At 45.7% G+C, this 17,648-nt stretch carries 19 protein-coding genes; 5 read left to right on the top strand and 14 right to left on the bottom strand.

The window, feature by feature from the left end; all coding sequences use genetic code 11:
• Window positions 1–103: 103 nt before the first annotated feature.
• Window positions 104–646, bottom strand: coding sequence for a Uma2 family endonuclease (locus LL912_RS20055; protein ID WP_235555391.1), 543 nt, complete (start codon window positions 644–646; stop codon window positions 104–106).
• Window positions 647–774: 128 nt separating this feature from the next.
• Here LL912_RS20055 and LL912_RS20050 point away from each other — a divergent pair, with 128 nt between their 5' ends.
• Window positions 775–1,749, top strand: a complete 975-nt coding sequence (locus LL912_RS20050; RefSeq protein ID WP_235555390.1) for a deoxyhypusine synthase family protein — start codon at window positions 775–777, stop codon at window positions 1,747–1,749.
• Between the two features lie 222 nt (window positions 1,750–1,971).
• On the opposite strand, the gene LL912_RS20045 is transcribed toward LL912_RS20050, so the two are convergent.
• The 10 genes from LL912_RS20045 to LL912_RS20000 all read right to left on the bottom strand — a co-directional run bounded on the left by LL912_RS20045 (window position 1,972) and on the right by LL912_RS20000 (window position 14,052).
• Window positions 1,972–2,520 carry a hypothetical protein gene (locus LL912_RS20045; RefSeq protein ID WP_235555389.1) on the bottom strand — a complete coding sequence of 183 codons (549 nt, stop codon included), beginning with the start codon at window positions 2,518–2,520 and terminating at the stop codon, window positions 1,972–1,974.
• A 123-nt stretch (window positions 2,521–2,643) separates the two neighbouring features.
• Entirely contained in the window at window positions 2,644–4,185 is a 1,542-nt protein-coding gene (locus tag LL912_RS20040; RefSeq protein ID WP_235555388.1) for a M28 family peptidase, read from the bottom strand.
• 52 nt (window positions 4,186–4,237) lie between these two features.
• On the bottom strand, window positions 4,238–4,693 hold the full coding sequence (gene rpiB / locus LL912_RS20035; protein ID WP_235555387.1) for a ribose 5-phosphate isomerase B: 456 nt from the start codon (window positions 4,691–4,693) through the stop codon (window positions 4,238–4,240).
• 11 nt (window positions 4,694–4,704) lie between these two features.
• Window positions 4,705–5,553 (bottom strand): twin-arginine translocase subunit TatC, encoded by an 849-nt coding sequence (gene tatC / locus LL912_RS20030; RefSeq protein WP_235555386.1) that lies wholly within the window; start codon window positions 5,551–5,553, stop codon window positions 4,705–4,707.
• A 48-nt stretch (window positions 5,554–5,601) separates the two neighbouring features.
• Window positions 5,602–6,849, bottom strand: coding sequence for a hemolysin family protein (locus LL912_RS20025; protein ID WP_235555385.1), 1,248 nt, complete (start codon window positions 6,847–6,849; stop codon window positions 5,602–5,604).
• A 41-nt stretch (window positions 6,850–6,890) separates the two neighbouring features.
• Complete coding sequence (gene gmk, locus LL912_RS20020; protein WP_235555384.1) at window positions 6,891–7,517, bottom strand: guanylate kinase; 627 nt, start codon at window positions 7,515–7,517, stop codon at window positions 6,891–6,893.
• A gap of 210 nt (window positions 7,518–7,727) precedes the next feature.
• Window positions 7,728–9,128: a peptidylprolyl isomerase gene (locus LL912_RS20015; protein ID WP_235555383.1), complete on the bottom strand. Its 1,401-nt coding sequence runs from the start codon at window positions 9,126–9,128 to the stop codon at window positions 7,728–7,730.
• Window positions 9,129–9,280: 152 nt separating this feature from the next.
• On the bottom strand, window positions 9,281–12,196 hold the full coding sequence (gene infB / locus LL912_RS20010; RefSeq protein ID WP_235555382.1) for a translation initiation factor IF-2: 2,916 nt from the start codon (window positions 12,194–12,196) through the stop codon (window positions 9,281–9,283).
• A gap of 87 nt (window positions 12,197–12,283) precedes the next feature.
• Window positions 12,284–13,531 (bottom strand): transcription termination factor NusA, encoded by a 1,248-nt coding sequence (nusA, locus tag LL912_RS20005; RefSeq protein ID WP_235555381.1) that lies wholly within the window; start codon window positions 13,529–13,531, stop codon window positions 12,284–12,286.
• Between the two features lie 50 nt (window positions 13,532–13,581).
• Window positions 13,582–14,052, bottom strand: a complete 471-nt coding sequence (locus tag LL912_RS20000; protein WP_235555380.1) for an LSm family protein — start codon at window positions 14,050–14,052, stop codon at window positions 13,582–13,584.
• A 222-nt stretch (window positions 14,053–14,274) separates the two neighbouring features.
• Between LL912_RS20000 and LL912_RS19995 the strand changes: the two genes are divergently transcribed.
• Window positions 14,275–14,511: a DUF4834 family protein gene (locus LL912_RS19995; RefSeq protein WP_235555379.1), complete on the top strand. Its 237-nt coding sequence runs from the start codon at window positions 14,275–14,277 to the stop codon at window positions 14,509–14,511.
• 1 nt (window position 14,512) lies between these two features.
• Here LL912_RS19995 and LL912_RS19990 read toward each other — a convergent pair whose 3' ends face one another.
• Window positions 14,513–14,938: a YybH family protein gene (locus tag LL912_RS19990; protein ID WP_235555378.1), complete on the bottom strand. Its 426-nt coding sequence runs from the start codon at window positions 14,936–14,938 to the stop codon at window positions 14,513–14,515.
• A 129-nt stretch (window positions 14,939–15,067) separates the two neighbouring features.
• On the bottom strand, window positions 15,068–15,469 hold the full coding sequence (locus tag LL912_RS19985; RefSeq protein ID WP_235555377.1) for a MerC domain-containing protein: 402 nt from the start codon (window positions 15,467–15,469) through the stop codon (window positions 15,068–15,070).
• Window positions 15,470–15,590: 121 nt separating this feature from the next.
• On the opposite strand from LL912_RS19985, the gene LL912_RS19980 reads away from it, so the two are divergent.
• Window positions 15,591–16,211 (top strand): SCO family protein, encoded by a 621-nt coding sequence (locus tag LL912_RS19980; protein ID WP_235555376.1) that lies wholly within the window; start codon window positions 15,591–15,593, stop codon window positions 16,209–16,211.
• A gap of 12 nt (window positions 16,212–16,223) precedes the next feature.
• Window positions 16,224–16,643 (top strand): Fur family transcriptional regulator, encoded by a 420-nt coding sequence (locus tag LL912_RS19975; RefSeq protein ID WP_235555375.1) that lies wholly within the window; start codon window positions 16,224–16,226, stop codon window positions 16,641–16,643.
• 95 nt (window positions 16,644–16,738) lie between these two features.
• Here the strand turns inward: LL912_RS19975 and LL912_RS19970 are convergent, their stop codons facing one another.
• Window positions 16,739–17,086: a phage holin family protein gene (locus LL912_RS19970; RefSeq protein ID WP_235555374.1), complete on the bottom strand. Its 348-nt coding sequence runs from the start codon at window positions 17,084–17,086 to the stop codon at window positions 16,739–16,741.
• 158 nt (window positions 17,087–17,244) lie between these two features.
• On the opposite strand from LL912_RS19970, the gene LL912_RS19965 reads away from it, so the two are divergent.
• The gene (locus LL912_RS19965) at window positions 17,245–17,439 is read left to right on the top strand and encodes a hypothetical protein (RefSeq protein ID WP_235555373.1); all 195 of its coding nucleotides are present in this window, start codon (window positions 17,245–17,247) and stop codon (window positions 17,437–17,439) included.
• Window positions 17,440–17,648 lie beyond the last annotated feature (209 nt).

Below are 17,648 nucleotides of genomic sequence, written 5' to 3'. Positions count from 1 at the left end.
AAGGTACGTTTTAGCGCCTAAATCTTCGGGGATAGCAAGGGGAATTTCAGCAGTTTTTGCCTCCCCGGTTCGGGATGGCTGATGGATGAACGTACACGAAGCATTAAAAGGAGATTGTTTTGCGCAGCAATTTTGACTTTATCCGGCCTCTTTTACTTTCCTGCAAAATAAACTTTTTCCCGTCGAAATAATACGTGATCACTTCCTTATCAGCAAGATTCACAACAAAATACTCCTTTACCCCAAAGGCTTCATAGAGTTGCTTCTTTAGTTGCAGATCGTGCTTTTTGTTGCCTGACAGCACTTCTACCACTAAATCGGGAGCGCCCTTTACTTTCCCTTCTTTAACAATGGAAAGGTTTTCTTTTGCAATAAAAACAATATCCGGTTGCACCGCATTATTGCTGCCCAGGTAAACGTCTACGGGGGAAAAAACGCATTCCCCTAAATCGTTTTCCGAAATATGAACATTCAGATGCGTGAACAATGCGGCCAGTATTCGTTGGTGTTCAAAGGTTGGTGCGGGTGACATATATAAGACATTATGGATAACCTCCGCCAGGGTACCTTCAGGAAGCATTTCGTATACTTCCATGGCGGTTCTCGGCGGACGCTGGTATTTTTCTTTTGCCATTGTAAGTCCCATAGTAGCAAGTTACAAAATAATACTGTCACAAAGATTTCACACGGCCATTTTCACCAAATCTTTATTTTTGCCCCTCGCAATGTCTCACCTTATTGTGATCCGAAGGCGGAGTAAAATTCAAAAAAATTATGAGTAAAGGACCTGTTTCTCAATTTATTGAACATCATTACCGGCATTTCAACGCTGCTGCGCTGATCGATGCGGCCAAAGGTTATGAAGCCCATATGAATGCCGGCGGTAAGATGATGATCACCCTTGCGGGTGCTATGAGCACGGCCGAACTGGGTATTTCGCTGGCAGAAATGATCCGTCAGGACAAGGTACAGATCATTTCCTGCACGGGAGCCAACCTGGAAGAAGATGTGATGAACCTGGTGGCGCATTCGCATTACAAACGCGTTCCCAACTACCGTGATCTTACGCCGCAGGAAGAATGGGAGCTGCTAGAAAATCATTATAACCGTGTAACCGATACCTGCATCCCCGAAGAAGAGGCATTCCGCCGTCTTCAGAAACACCTGGTAAGACAATGGAAAGAAGCGGAAGAAAAAGGCGAACGCTATTTTCCGCATGAGTTCCTGTATAAAACCGTGCTGAGCGGAGAACTGGAACAATATTATGAAATTGATCCAAAAGATAGCTGGATCATTGCCGCAGCGGAAAAGAATATCCCGATTGTGGTTCCCGGATGGGAAGACAGCACGACCGGAAACATCTTTGCCAGCTACGTGATTAAGGGCGAATTAAAAGCCAGTACAGTAAAAAGCGGGATCGAATACATGACCTGGCTGGCCGACTGGTACCGCAATAACAGCGATGGAAAAGGTGTGGGCTTTTTCCAGATCGGCGGTGGTATCGCAGGCGATTTCCCTATTTGCGTGGTGCCGATGATGTACCAGGACCTGGAATGGCACGATGTTCCGTTCTGGAGTTACTTTTGCCAGATCAGCGACAGTACCACTTCCTTCGGTTCCTACTCTGGTGCGGTGCCCAACGAAAAGATCACCTGGGGGAAACTGGATATTCACACCCCTAAATTTATTGTAGAAAGCGATGCTACGATCGTGGCTCCGCTGATCTTTGCCTGGATCCTGGGCTGGTAATCAGCTTAAAGATACAATAAACTGGAAAGCGGCCGTCTCGCATTTTTGAGACGGCCGCTTTGTATTTGGTATATCGTAATAAATATCACGTCGGGGAAATTTTTAAAGAGGGCTCCCATCCTTCCGGCACCTGCTTAAAAGCATATCACCGGTGGCCTTTTGTTGCTGCTATAACAATAAGTGGGATTGGGAGCACCTCTATTAAAATCACAAAAAGAACTGCTATTTTGCCGTAAAGCTGGCGGTAGTGCCGGCCGAAGCAACCACCAGTACGCTGGATGTAAGCTGGTTAACAACCCAGGTAACCTTATTGGAAGAGGCCCCTTTTATGGTGAGGTTGCCTGAAACATCTACCTGCAATACATTACAATACGCCTGTATAAAGGCATTAAACGCCACTAAACCTCCGGCATAGGCGTTTACCACCGCCTGCAGGTTAGCGGCAGTTGAGCCGTTTACTTTATAACTGATACTTATATTAGAAATTTCAATATTCTTTCCATCATAGCTCCAGGTGCCGGTGGCCACTGCCCCGATGTTGCTATCATTTCCGGCACCGGTTACAGCACTGTTCAGATTCAGACTAAAATCATGATTGGCACTAAAAGTAGCTACGGGCTTTTGCTCATCGGTGGTAGCCGTTGTATTGGTTTGCTGCCAGGAGTGGGCTTCCAGCTTTTGCTCATCCGCAGATCCTGCATCCTCATTTTTTTTGCTGCAGGACAAACACAATACGATCATCAATGTGGAAAAAAGAACGTTAAAACGCATATGGTAGAATTGAATAGATAAATAGGCACACAAGATAACAGCCTATTATGAAGAAAAGGTGATGCCCCCAAGAGCGGCGCAAAAAAAAGAGTTCCCACGGGGAACTCTTTCAAAAAATCAGTTTTAGTACGCCTGTTCGGGCAACTTTAGGTCCCGCTTCAGCATGGCATCGCGGTTGGCCATTTCCCAGGCCGTATAAAAGATCATCTGGGCTCTTTTCGCCATCAGCGGAAAATTAATCTTATCGATGGTATCGGTTGGTTTGTGATAATCGGCTTTTAACATACCATCATAAAAAAACAGGATCGGTACCCCTTTTCGGGCAAAATTATAATGATCGCTGCGGTAATAGATGCGCTCGGTATCATTGGGATCGTCAAATTTATAATCCAGTACGAGTTTCGTGTATTTGTTATTCATTCCCTCATTGATCACCGGAAGATCTGTGCTCAATTTGTCATGTCCAATTACATACACATAGTTCAGCGTGTCGGCGCTCATCCGCTCTGTATCAATACGGCCGATCATATCAATGTTAAGATCTGCAGTGGTTTTATCCAGCGGATATATAGGATTTTCGGAGTAGTATTCAGACCCCCAAAGGCCTTTCTCCTCCCCGCTCACCGTCATAAATACAACCGTCCTGCGGGGACCTTTACCCGCTTTTTTTGCCAGGGCAAATGCCTCAGCCATTTCAAGAACGCTTACGGTTCCGGATCCGTCGTCATCCGCACCATAATAAATATTTCCCTTTGCATCTTTCCCCACATGGTCATAGTGCGCGGTGATGAACAGGTACTCTTCTTTTTTATCCGTACCCTCAATAACCCCGAGCACATTGGAGGCCGTGGCCCGGTCCTTCTGTAGCAGGTAATTCAGAGTTAGTGTAGCCTGGTTGATACCTGGCGTGGTTTCGCCGTTATCGAGGGCTGCTTTTACCTCTTCATAACTATGACCGCTCACTTTTTCAACCACATTGGCGCTGATGTAAAACACGGGCGCTGCTTTACCTGGGGCCTCTTTTTCCCATTCGGGCCGGTAATGCACTTTTAGTTTTGAACGGGAAGGGATTTCCTGCGTCGCAATAAAAATCGCTCCGGCCCCCTTCGCCAGGGCATTCCGGATCTTGCTGGTAAGCGTAGTAGAAGCCAGTCTTCCCTGAACAGACGGCGTAAACCCTTTGGGGCTTCCGGCGATAATCACTACCAATTTGCCCTTCACATCCAGACCCGCATAATCATCCCTGTTCTGATCCACTATACCATAACCGGCAAATGCATATTCACTATAGTTCAGGTTTAGCTGATCGTCACTGGTCCATATCGGTGCTATATCGTCCACCCCTTCAAAACGCATTTCGTTAATGGTAACATTCAATACGGCGAGGGAGTCTTTCGACAACTGATAGGTTTGCCGGAAACCTCCGTTGTTTCCGGGTTTCAGTCCCAGCTTCTTAAAATGCGCTGTAATATAATCCGCTGCTTTTTCCAAACCCGGGGAAGGTGTGTCGCGCCCCTCCATCTCCGCGCTGGCAATAACATTTAAATGATTTTTGAGATCGGTGGGGGTAATGGATCGCGCAAAAGTTTGCGGGTCCGCTTTTTTTTGAGCCGTTCCTGTAAGGGCTGTACATACAGCCGCCACGGCAAAAAGATGCTTCATCATATTTCTCATTTTCTGTATTTGGGTCCGTTGGCCGGATCCGGCTCCGGGTTGCCTAACCGCAGCAGATTTTATCCACCCGGTTTGCATGGCGGCCACCTTCAAACGCAGTAGTAATAAAGGCTTCCACCATCACCTCGGCCACATCTTCGGGAATAAACCGGGCCGGTATGCACAGTATGTTTGCATTATTGTGTTTACGGGCCAGTTCGGCTATTTCCTTATCCCAGCAAAGTGCTGCCCTCACTCCCTGGTGCTTGTTTGCAGTAATAGCAACACCGTTACCACTGCCGCAAAGCAGGATACCGAATGCATATGCTCCGCTTTCAACTGCGGCAGCCACCGGATGGGCAAAATCCGGATAATCGACCGATTCCGACGAATATGCGCCAAAATCTTTAAATGTCAGTCCTTTTCCTTCCAGGAAAGAAATCACATACTGTTTATACTCAAAGCCGGCATGATCGCTGCCAATAGCAACGGGCTTTTGTGTATCAAATATTGCTTCCATAAAATCTTTTTTTAACTCCACTCTTCCGGGTTCTCCAATTTATTCTTCCGCTCGATCTTTGATGCCAGCGCCACGCTCACCTCAAAAAGAATGTACAAAGGAGCTGTTACCACGGCCAGACTAAACGGATCCGTTGTGGGTGTAATGATGGCTGCGGCAATCAGGATCACCACAAACGCATGCCTGCGGTATTTTTTCAACACCGTGCCTGTAAGAATTCCTGACTTGGCCAGCAGTAATACCAATAGCGGCAGCTGGAACAACACGCCGATTCCCACGGTTGTATAGATCACATTCTCCAGGTAGTCTGAAAATGTAGGAATGATCTGGATTTGCTCGCTGAGCTTATAGTTGAAATAAAAACTTACCATCAGGGGGGTAAGAATAAAATAGCCGAACGCCACGCCCAAAAAAAACAATACGGACACCCAGAATATGATCCCGGAAGTGCCTTTCCGCTCTTTATCTGACAAAGCCGGCTTTACAAAGCGCCAGATCTCCCAGAAAATATATGGAAAGGCCAGTATAAATCCACCTACAAAGGCCACCGTAAAGGAAGCAATGAACTGCCCCGTCATGGTGGTTTCCTGAAACTTGGGTTCAACCTTAAGGCAAAGCCCGTCAATGCCCATTTTCTGTCCCATCGAACAAAGCCACTTTACAGAAATAAAATCCGGCCTTGTGGGTCCGAAAATAATGTCATCCACAAAAAAATTGGAAAACATAAAAACCGCAATGGCGCAAATTACCACCGCGATCACGCTGCGTATCAGATGCCACCTTAAAACTTCCAGGTGGTCTATAAAGGACATCTCATCCTCGCCACCACTCCTTTTCTTTAAAAAATCCAGTAAAGCCATCGTATATCAAAAATGGAGGACAAAGATGCGTATAAAATGCTCAAAAGTCTATTTTAATTTTTTCAGTTTCACCATCTCGATCCGTGTATCATTTACCCCAAGAATGTCAAATTCAAAATCGCCGATAATAATCCGTTCTTTCTGGGAAGGAATGGTTTCATAAAAGTTGATAATATATCCCGACAGGGTCTCAGAATCTGTCTTATCTTCAAATTCAAAATCATATTTTTTTTCCAGGTAGTCCAGCTCCATTCTTCCGGAAAAGATGTATTCATCCTCCGATATCCGTTTTTCAACAAACAGCTGGGTGTCATATTCATCCCATATTTCGCCAAACAGCTCTTCCAGCACATCTTCCATAGTAATGATACCGGCCGTACCGCCAAATTCATCTACCACCCAAGCAATGCTTTTAGACTCCTTGCTGAATTTATTGATCAGCCCTACAGCCGTCATACTTTCCGGCACTGCAATAATAGGGATCAGGATCGATTCTATATCAGCAGGCTTTTTAAAAAGATCCAGTTCATGAGCAAAACCCAGAATATTGTCGATATTCGATTCATAGATAATGATCCGGCTTCGCTTTGTTTCCACAAATTTCTGGATCAGGGATTCAACCGGCGCACTCACTTCCACGGCAATGATTTCCTTGCGGGGAACCATGCTCTGTCGGATCTTGATATTAGCCAGTTCCTGCGCATTTTCCAGGAGATGGGTACTGGTTTCTTCACGGAGGGTTTTCCTGCTGTCGCGAAACATAAACTGCAGGTCGTTCCGGGCAAACGGCGATTTTCCTTTATCCAGTCGTACATTAAACACATACTTCAGTATCCAGTTGGCCAGCCGGAAAAGTGCGGCTGTAATGGGATACAACAGCCATAAAAAGAAATTAATGATCACTGCCAGCCGGCTGAGCAGGGTATTGCTGTTCGCCCTGAAAACCGCCCTGGGTATGAACTCTACAAATATCAAAATGATGAGGGTGTTAAACGCAATCTCCAGCAGGATCTGCGCAGTGCGCGAATTGATACCGCTTTTTTGCCAGAAAGGGATCAGCACTTCGCTGGTTTGCAATACAAAGATGGTAAGGGCCGTGATATACCCGATTACGGTTGTTCCCCAGAAGATCGCCGGCATATCTACAAACTTACCCAGCAACCGTCCTGTTAAGGTGCCTTGTTTTCTTTTCAGCTCAATGTTCAGTCTGCTGGCGCCAAAGAAAGCCATTTCCACGCCGGCAAAGAAGATCATGAACAGCAAAGAAACGATCCACATTAATAGCTGCCATTCCATAAGATAAAGATAAATAAAATGCTACATGAAACCGCTTTTGTTCAGGCGGGTAAATTCAGGAATTTTCGCACCAGGGCCTCGGTTTCGGCACAGGCCTCCTCAAGGTCATCATTTACTACCACCTTATTAAAATGATTCATAAACGACAGTTCATACTCGGCCTTATTCAGGCGGGTTTGCAGCGACTCCTCGCTTTCGCTCCCTCTGGAGATCAGCCGTCTCCGTAATTCCTTTACAGAGGGAGGTTCAATAAAAACAGACAGGCTCTCCTTGGGATACTGCTGCTGCACGTGAATGGCGCCTTTTACATCAATATCCAGCAACGGGTATTTATCTTTCTTCCACAACCGCTGCAGCTCGCTTTTCAGGGTGCCATAATATTTGCCTTCGTATACCATCTCCCATTCTACAAACTCATTGGCTTTGATCTTTTTTGTAAACTCCGCCTCGCTGATGAAGTAATAATCTCGGCCATCTACTTCCCCGGCGCGGGCCGCCCGCGTGGCTGCGGAAATAGAAAAAGACAGCTGGGGAATTTTTTTTAATAAATGGTGGGTTATGGAAGTTTTCCCCGCACCCGACGGCGCAGTAAGAATAATAATTTTATGGTTTGCTTTTGAACCGGTTGTGACCGGAAAGTATAAAAACGGACGATTGGTAAATATCATGCCCCTGCAAAATAATAAATAATAATGACCGGGCAAATAACCTTCGCAAACGGTTTGCGGTCAGTATCCAAAAAGTATTCCTCTTACCATGCGCCGCGGATCTCTAAAACCGGAACCGACCCCTGTATTCTAAAAAGCAAATGCCAGCGTGCCCTGGTTGCTCCTGTTAACTGCTTCCCGGGTTGTTCTTGTTTTCATCAGGCTTGGACCTTAAAATCCTCTGTTTTCTGTAGTCTGGTATTTTAAAAGACTGGGGCATCCGCCGGCCGCGTCCTTATCTACCAGGATATAAAAGGTAGGGATCTTTTTCTGCAGCCATTTATCCAGTTCTTCATTTTTCTTTTGGCTCAGCGCCATTTCAGCGATCCGGGCGTAGTCGTCGTTCAGGTTCAGGCGATGCGGTTCTGAACGGGATTTCAGGTAAACCAGCCGTACACCTTTTTTACCCTGCTCGTTGGTAAAGTTTACGGGGCGCGACAAATCGCCTACCTTCATATCCTTGATGGTGTTTACCATATCCTTATCCAGTGCATCAATATTTACATAGGTAGAACCATCCCTGTTTAAAACATAAGGACCATAATTCTTTACATTCTCATCATCACTATACTTATAAGCCGCGTCCTTAAAACTGATCTTTTTGGCTTCAATTTCAGTACGAACGGAATCCAGTTTTAAGCGTGCGTCTTTCAATTCATTGTCAGTAACGGGCGGGATACGAAGAATCATTTTGATCTTGGCATTATCCCCGCGGCGGCTAACCTGTTGGATCAGGAAAAATCCAAAACGGTTCGATTTTACCGGCAACGATATTTCACCGGCTTTCAGACGGAAAGCGGTGGACAGGAATACCGGATCCCAGGTAGATTTATCCGAGCGGTTGATCTCATAAAGACCGCCGCGCTCGCGGCTCCCCGGGTCTTCAGACACCCTTTTTGCCAGCGCATCGAAGGTAACAGTACCCGCTTCAATCTGCTTTTTATAATTCAGCATCTCATTATAGATGTAGTCGTCCACATCCTTGGATGCCGAAGGCAGAATGGAGATCTGTCCCACTTCAAGCTCAGATTCCAGAAACGGCAGGCTGTCTGCTGGCACTTTTTCAAAAAATGTTTTTACCTCTGTGGGAGTAATATGTACACCGCTCACCACTTTATTTTTCATACGCTCGGCCAGCATTTGCTCTTTGATGAGGGGACGCTGATCGTCTTTTAACTGATATACCGTTTTACCCGCAACCGATTCCAGTTCGGCCTGGCTGCCAAACTGCTGAATATAATAACGGATTTTCATATCCAGCTGAGCCTCCACCTCTTCATCCGTCAGCGGGATGGAATCTCGTTCCGCCTGCAATGCCAGGATCTTCGACAGCATAATCTGCTCCATAATGATACAATTGGCATTGGGAGGAAGGGTTTCACCCCGGCGCGGTGCATCCTGCAGCTCATTCTGAACATCTGAATTCAGGATGATCCGGTCACCTACCACACCTATAATTTTGTCAACTACCTGCTTGCTCGCCTGTCCCTGTGCGGCAACAACCGTGGAAAATAAAATACCTACAGCAGCCAGTATGCCTTTTACGGAAAAAAGACCTGTTCTTTTACTCATAATAAACATAGATCAAAATTAGCCTTGCCCGGGGCATCCTGCTCCAAACAGGGCTGTATTTAACAAAAGTTTGTTGCCCCTTTCTGTGCAACGAAAAACACCAGCCGGCTTTCCGACTGATGTTTTACCTGTATTTTACGATCCGGGATGATTTATAAAGTACGCTTCACTTCTTCCAGTTCATACGCCTCTACTACATCACCAACCTTGATATCGTTGTAATTCTTTATCGTTAAACCACACTCCATGCCGGTCAGCACTTCCTTGGCATCGTCTTTAAAGCGCTTCAGAGAGCCCAGTTCTGCCACGGCGTTTTCACCGGTGGGGTAAATTACGATACCATCGCGGATTACCCGAACCTTATTATCGCGTTTGATACGGCCATCCAGTACAAAACATCCCGCAACCACAGCCTTATCAAATTTGAACACTTCACGGATTTCTACGTTACCCACAATCTTTTCTTTCATGGTGGGCTCCAGCATACCTTCCATCGCGCTCTTCACTTCGTCGATCGCCGTGTAAATGATCGAGTACATCTTGATTTCGATGCCCGCATTTTCAGCGATGCGGGATGCCTGCTGCGACGGGCGCACGTTAAAGGCTATCACAATGGCATCGGAGGCTTCCGCCAGCACGATATCACTTTCATTGATCTGACCTACACCCTTATGGATCACATTTACAAGGATCTCTTCTGTAGAAAGTTTTTGTAAAGAATCGCTCAGCGCTTCCACAGAGCCATCCACGTCGCCTTTGATAATAACATTAAGTTCCTTAAAGTTACCCAATGCCAGGCGCCGGCCGATCTCATCCAACGTAATGTGCTTCTTGGTACGCATACCCTGCTCGCGCAGGATTTGTGAGCGGCGGTTGGCAATGCTCTTGGCTTCTGATTCTTCTTCGTATACTTTAAACTTCTCACCGGCCTGTGGCGCGCCGTTCAATCCCAGCACCACTGCAGGCGCAGAAGGACCGGCGGCATCTTCACGCTTGTTCCGTTCATTAAACATGGCTTTAACACGGCCATAATACTGACCGCTCACGATCAGATCGCCCGGGTGCAGCGTTCCGTTCTCTACCAGCAGTGTAGCCACATATCCTCTACCCTTATCCAGGGTAGCCTCAATAATGGTACCGGTAGCTTCCCTGTCGGGATTGGCTTTCAGATCCAGCAACTCTGCTTCCAGTAATATTTTTTCCAGCAGCTTATCTACGTTCAACCCTTGTTTGGCACTCAGCTCCTGGCTTTGGAATTTTCCACCCCATTCTTCCACCAGGATGTTCATCTGTGAAAGCTGCTCGTAAATCTTCTGCGGATTGGCACCATCCTTATCAATTTTGTTGATGGCAAAAATCATGGGTACACCGGCTGCCTGTGCGTGACTGATGGCTTCCCTTGTTTGCGGCATCACCGCATCATCGGCCGCTACCACGATAACTGCAATATCGGTAACCTTGGCACCGCGGGCACGCATCGCTGTAAAGGCTTCGTGACCCGGAGTATCCAGGAAGGTGATCTCTTTTCCGTCGGCTACTTTTACGCGGTATGCACCAATATGCTGGGTGATACCCCCGGCTTCGCCGGCTACTACATTCGCATTCCGGATATAATCCAGCAACGAGGTTTTACCATGGTCTACGTGTCCCATGATGGTAACGATCGGACTTCTTGGAACCCGTTCTGCTTCGTCATCTTCCTCATCAGCCTCTTCTTCCATTTCCATCTGCTGTTCCATATCGATGAAGGACACATCATATCCAAATTCACTGGCCACCAGTTCAATCACCTCTGCATCCAGACGCTGGTTAATTGACACCATAATACCCAGGCTCATACATTTACTGATCACATCTGCAAAACTTACATCCATCAGGCTCGCCAGTTCGCTTACGCTGATAAATTCCGTTACCCGCAATGTTTTGTCAACCCCTTCTTCCTCCATGGCTTCAGCCGCTTCATTGCGTTTATCCCTACGCGCTTTGGCACGCATGCTTTTCTGCTTGTTACCGCCGCCGCCGCTCAGTTTCGCCTGGGTTTCGCGGATTTTCTCCTGGATCTCTTTTTCATCGATCTGTTTCTCTTCACGGTGCGGCCGGTGACGGTCTCTGAAGTTGCCTTTTCCATGATGTCCGCCGCCATGATGCTGACCACCGCTGCGGCCACCCTGCCCCTGCTGCGTTCCGGCACCACCATGCGGTCTGCGCTGATCCGGATCCGCTTTTACTTCTTTCTTTTCGATCGGAATGCGTTTCCGCTTCCGTTTCTCATCCCGTTTCGGGCGGGTATCATTATCTACCGGCAATTCAATCTTACCCAGGATCTTCGGACCTTCGATCTTTTCAGCCTGGATATTACTGATCTGCACTTCTGCCGGTTTTTCCTCTTCAACCGGAGGAGGCGTTTCTTTAACGGGTTCTTTTTCTTCCACCGGAGGTGTTACAGCTACAGGCTCTTTCGGCACTTCAACGGGCTCTTCCGCCTTCGGCACCGGTGTTTCCACCACAGAAGTTTCCTTTTTTGCCGCCTTTTTCGGGCGGGTTGAAAAATCGATCGCCGACAGATCAATCTTGCTGATGATCTTGGGTCCGCCAATATCCCGCGTTGGTGCCTTGGCTACCGGCGCTTCTTCAGGAATTGCTGCCGGTGTTTTTTCCTCAGGCTGCGGAGTCGGGAGTTCGGGCTCCTTGGCTGGCGCCTCCGCTTCCTTAACCGGAGTTTCAGGCACTACAGGGGCGGGCTCTGCAACCGGTGGCGCTTCTACAACCGGTTCTTCTTTAGCCGCCGGGCGAACAGCCGGTTTTGGCGACTCTTCCTCCTCGCGACGCTTTTTATTCTCGCCACCCAGTCCTTTTGGTAAGTCAACCTGGTCGCTGATAATTTTTGCGGCCTTGTCACCATGGAATCCCTGTTGCAGGGCAACATACATGGCATCGGTCAGCTTAGTGGAAGGTTTTAAATCATCCCGTTCAAAACCCTTGCCTACTAAGAACTCAACAAGGGTATCCTGGCCGATGTTAAATTCCTTAGCCGCTTGTAATAATCTTGGAAGTTTCTTTTCTACCATAAAATTTTTTATCCCTTATTCCGCTTTCAGCGGAATGTTTTGTTTATCATTCACACCCATTCCTTTAATGAAACCCGGGCAGCTTCATTATTCCCGCTCCAGTTCTTCTTGTAAGATTTTCCGAACATCTTCAACCGTTTCCTTTTCAAGGTCGGCTCTCTTTTCAAGTTCGCTGGGCGACATCCGCAATACGCTGCGTGCCGTATCACAACCAATCTTCTTTAATGCATCAATAACCCATTCATCAATTTCATCTGCAAATTCTTCCAGGTCCACATCAAATTCTTCTTCCTCATCTTCGGTATCCCGGTATACATCCAGCTCGTAACCTGTAAGGTCAGAAGCCAGTTTAATATTTACACCTCTTTTACCAATGGCCAGCGACACCTGGTCCGGCTTCAAAAAGATGCTCGCGTGCTTGCCTTCCTGGTCCAGGCTCATGCTGGTGATTTTTGCAGGAGTCAGCGAGCGCTGGATCAGCAACTGTATATTGGTGGTATAATTGATTACATCAATGTTCTCATTTTTCAATTCCCGAACAATGCCATGGATCCGGCTCCCTTTCATCCCCACACAAGCACCTACGGGGTCAATACGGTCGTCATAGGATTCTACTGCCACTTTTGCTCTTTCACCCGGTTCCCGAACGATCTTTTTAATCGTAATCAGTCCATCGAAGATCTCCGGTACTTCAATTTCCAGCAGCTTGGCCAGGAAATCAGGCGAGGTACGGGAAAGAATGATCACCGGGTTATTATTCTTCAGATCAACCCGGATCACCACAGCACGGATATTCTCTCCTTTTTTAAAATAGTCCTGCGGGATCTGCTCGCTCTTGGGAAGAATTAACTCATTGCCTTCTTCATCCAGTAACAGGATCTCTTTTTTCCATACCTGGTATACTTCAGCGCTGATAATTTCACCAATCCGGTCTTCATACTTCTTTGCCAGTACATTTTTCTTCAGATCGCTGATCCGGCCTGCCAGTGTTTGTTTGGCGGCAAGAATGGCCCTGCGGCCAAAGTCGATCAGATCAATTTCCTCATACAGGTCTTCACCAACTTCATAGTCCGGCTCCAGTTTAATGGCTTCCGAGTATGCCACCTGGGCCAACGGATCTTCTACCTCTCCGTCTTCCACGATGGTACGGTGCCTTACAATCTCCAGGTCTCCCTTCTCCGCGTTCACGATTACATCAAAGTTTTCATCGCTGCCGTATTTTTTACGGAGCAATGTTTTAAATACATCCTCAACCACTTTCATCATTGTAGGACGATCTATATTTTCTGCATCTTTAAAATCCTGGAATGCCTCAATTAAATTAATACTTGCCATAGTGAAGTACGATTTACCTTAGTGAAATCACAGCCCCTGAGCTGTTACTTTTAAAATTTAATTTGAATTTTTGTTGTTTTAATTGTTTCCAATAAAATAGTGTGCGCCGTCTTTTCCATCTTTTTGCCGCGCCCACTGGTGGTTTCCACCACAATGGCTTCATCGTTTACAGACAACAGTGTTCCCTCCGTTTTTTGCCCATCCAGTTGCACCACTTCTACATTACGGCCCATATTTTTTAGATACTGCCGGTGTAGCTTTAACGGCTCGTCCAGTCCGGGAGAAGAGATCTCCAGAGAAAAATCGCCGTCTGGGAACAAACCTTCTTCCTCAATCTGTTTATACAATGCCCGGTTGTATTTTACCAGGTCATCGATTCCCACACCGTTATCACCGTCAATAAATATCTTAAAGTTATTGGTAGGCTTTATGCGGATGTCTACTAAAAAATGAGACGGGTTTCCCACCAGCAACGCAACTACTTTTTCCTGTAAATTTTGAATTATTGCCTCCTTGTCCATATTTCTGAAAAAAGAAGAAGGGAACGCCTCCGTTCCCTCTGTCTCCTTTTCTGCCGCAAAATTAAGACAATTGCAGCAAAAAGCGAAGTTTTTACCGGTATTTTCTCAATAAACAAACAGCATAACCAATAACGGGCGGAAATTGGCTAAAAAATGGCCCAACCACAACAATTTACCGGCTGCTGCGTTATTTGTATGTATTTTAGTATCATATTTTAACGTATGTCTGTTATTTTATACGCCCTATTGCTTTTTTTCCTGTACAACTTTGTTGTAAAGGTCGTATTGCCGGTATACCGTACCGCCCGTCAGGTCAAAAAGCAGTTCTCGCAAATGAAACAACAATTTCAGCAACCGGAAGCAGCTGCCCAGCAAAGCGGAACCACAGCGCAAACACCGCCTTCCGGGAAGCGCACATCCAAACTCGGTGAATACATCGACTTTGAGGAAGTGAAGTAAGCTAACTGCTATGATCCTGGATGATTTTCCAGCTTCCTGCTATTTTTTTTAAAAGAAGCGTAAAATGACCGCTAAGGTCGCCCATTTTACGGGAAAGTTGCCATTTTCCAACAACGTTATAAAAGCCGGTTTCAAGGGATTGTATTTTCAAAAGCGTGAACTTCAGCTGTCCCATCTCATCTCTCGAAGGATAAGACCTCCGGTAACGGTCTAACGTTTGCTGCCAGCCATAGGTAACACCCTGTTTGCTTACAAATAACAGTGAATCACTTTTCCAGTAGGTATCCATAAATGCTTCCAGGTTTCCTTGGTTCCAGGCCGTGGTTTGCTGCTCCATTACTGCCTGTATTTTTTGTATATCGCCCGGCTGTGCCTGAACGCTCATAAATGCGATACACAATAAGATAAGGAAACTGTATTTTTTCATAACCCTTTGAATTCATTGATCGCTGCGTCCATTCAAAGTTATCATACCGCAGCAAATACCAGTATTGTTTATGTAAAATTACCGTGGTTGAGCATTCAGATCTCAATTCTCAATTCTGATAGCTCACTCCTAATAATGATCATGATCGCAATCATCAGCATGTGCGTGGTTATGGTTCCGGCAATAGCGATAATTGACAATATGAGCAGATATGATGAAAATAACAGCCGGCACCAGCAATAATGCATGATATTGAAGATAGACCTGTTTAAGCACTAAAAAAAGAATACCGGTGGCAAACAGCAATAGCGGCAATTTTTTGTGATGATGGAATTTATAACCATGCCGCAGCGAATACACTCCAATAACAAATGCCAGGGCGATCATTCCCAGTTCAAATGCCACATTCTCAATAATATTGACCCCAAAAAGCGGGAGACTCGCCATAAACAAGGGTAAAACCGCACAGTGAATGGCACAAATCACCGAAGCAGAAATTCCCAAAGCATCCCAATTGATTTTTGACCGCATGTTGCAAAATTATAAAAAAAGAAACATTGTTGCAAATATTTGCCTCATTCTTTCAGGAATAAACGTTTTCAGGCCATAATTGTTAAACTGTTGGAATAACTTTGCAATTCAATTTTTAATAATGTCGAAAAAAGCTATTTTTTATACTTCTTTTTTTATACTGCTCTCCATAGCATTCTATTTAACGGCCGTTTATTTTATTCCCGGTTTTAACGACCGCAAGCTGGAACCCGTGAGCAAAGTGGGGGCTTTTATTTTTACAGACCAGGATGGAAAGCCGTTTTCGAACAAGGATGTAGCGGGTAAGATATATGTAGCCGAATATTTTTATACCACCTGCCCGGGTATTTGCCCGATGATGAACGACAACATGAAGCAGGTATATCAAAAATATAAAGGTACGCCAGACTTTCTGATCCTCTCACATACCTGCGACCCGGAGCGGGATTCGGCTGCCCAGTTAAAGCATTATGCCGATTCGATGCAGGTAGATACCCGCCAATGGGTATTTTTAACGGGTCGCAAGGATAGTCTTTATAAAATGGCACGCCTGAGCTACACAATTGATGATCCCAAAAATTACTTCAACTCGAACGAGGATGATTTTTTACATACTCAATTTTGGGCCCTGGTGGACCGCAAGGGAAATGTGTTGAAAATATATGACGGCTTGAAGCAAAAGGAGATCAACCGCCTGATCGCAGACATTGGCGATGAGCTAAAAACGGCATCAAAAAATTAATTAACTTTAGATATGGATAGCGTTGTTCAGATCTTAAAACAAAACAATTTAAGTGTAACGGATGGTCGCCGGAAAATCCTGTCCTTATTTCTGAACAGTAACGGTGCCCTGGCACATGCGGATATTGAAAAAAACACCCACAATCATTTTGACCGGGTAACCGTTTACCGGACCCTGCAATCCTTTGTGGATAAAGGCATCATCCACACCATTCCCACATCTGATAACAGTATTAAATATGCGCTGTGTAAAGACGAGTGCGGGGAAGGCCATCATCATGATCATCATGTACACCTGGTATGTACGCGTTGCGGCAATACGTTCTGCCTGGATAATGTGGTAACCCCGGCTGTTAAACTACCTAGGGAGTATACGATACAACAGGTTGAAGTAGTGGTAAAAGGCGTTTGCAAATCCTGTAATAACAAATAAAAAAAGCCCTGATGTAGACACATCAGGACTTTTGATTAATGTTTTGACTAGCTGCTAATTTACAGCTCAAATCCATTTTTTCCAAATAAAATATCTTAATTTTTACCTCCGCCGACCAGTGAATATAATACGGAAGAACCGAGAGAAAGCAAAATACTGAATATCAGGGCCCACCAAAATCCGTTCACTTCTACTCCTTTAAAAAAGTTGGCTGCGATCAATACCATAAAGGCATTAATCACCAGCAAAAAAAGTCCGAGTGTTATTAAGGTAACCGGAATCGTAAGAATCACCAATACCGGCTTTACAATCGCATTTAACAAGGCCAGCACCAGGGCAAACAAGGCTGCCGTTTTGATGTCTGCCACTTTTACTCCCGGCAATATAGCAGGAAGCAAATAGGCAATGAGCCCGGTAATAAGCACTTTTAGCAAAAAATTCATTGATCTGAAATCTATATTAAAAGTTAAAGGTAGCTAAATTTTAAGGGATTCAGCATGGTAACCAATGATCTTTTAGACGGCTTCTTTGCTTTTCGGGAATTATATCGCCATTTTTTGGTAACTTGTATAAGTAAAATAATCCTTCAAAAGGAACGATTATGAGTCCGCAAGAACAACATAACGAAAACAAAAAAGAGGATTTAAAAGAGCATCCTAAACATGAGGGGGATCCTCAGGAAGACATGGAAGGTCCGGTGTCGTCTCTGCTGCAGCGAGGAAAAGAGACCATTGATAAAATCGGAGACAAAAAAGGACATGTGGAGCCTCCCACCGAGGAGAACGACAAAAAATAAGGGTTGCTCCCAGCCACTTTACCTTTCTGCTTCCTGGCTCGTGGCTACTGCTACTGCAGCGGAGCGGGTGATTTTAAGGTTTCAGCGGTCTGGTTTGTTTGCTCGGATTGATTCATGCTTTGCTACAAGGCTGCACTGCTGCCGGTCGGTTCCGGTTTCCGGCAGTTGAAATTTTTCTTGCGATTACGAACGTAACACAAAAACCAGAC

Source organism: Niabella agricola, assembly GCF_021538615.1.
In the GTDB taxonomy this organism is placed as follows: Bacteria; Bacteroidota; Bacteroidia; order Chitinophagales; family Chitinophagaceae; genus Niabella; species Niabella agricola.
The sequence above is the reverse complement of the archived record's forward strand: the minus strand, read 5'-3'. Positions and strand labels throughout refer to the sequence as shown.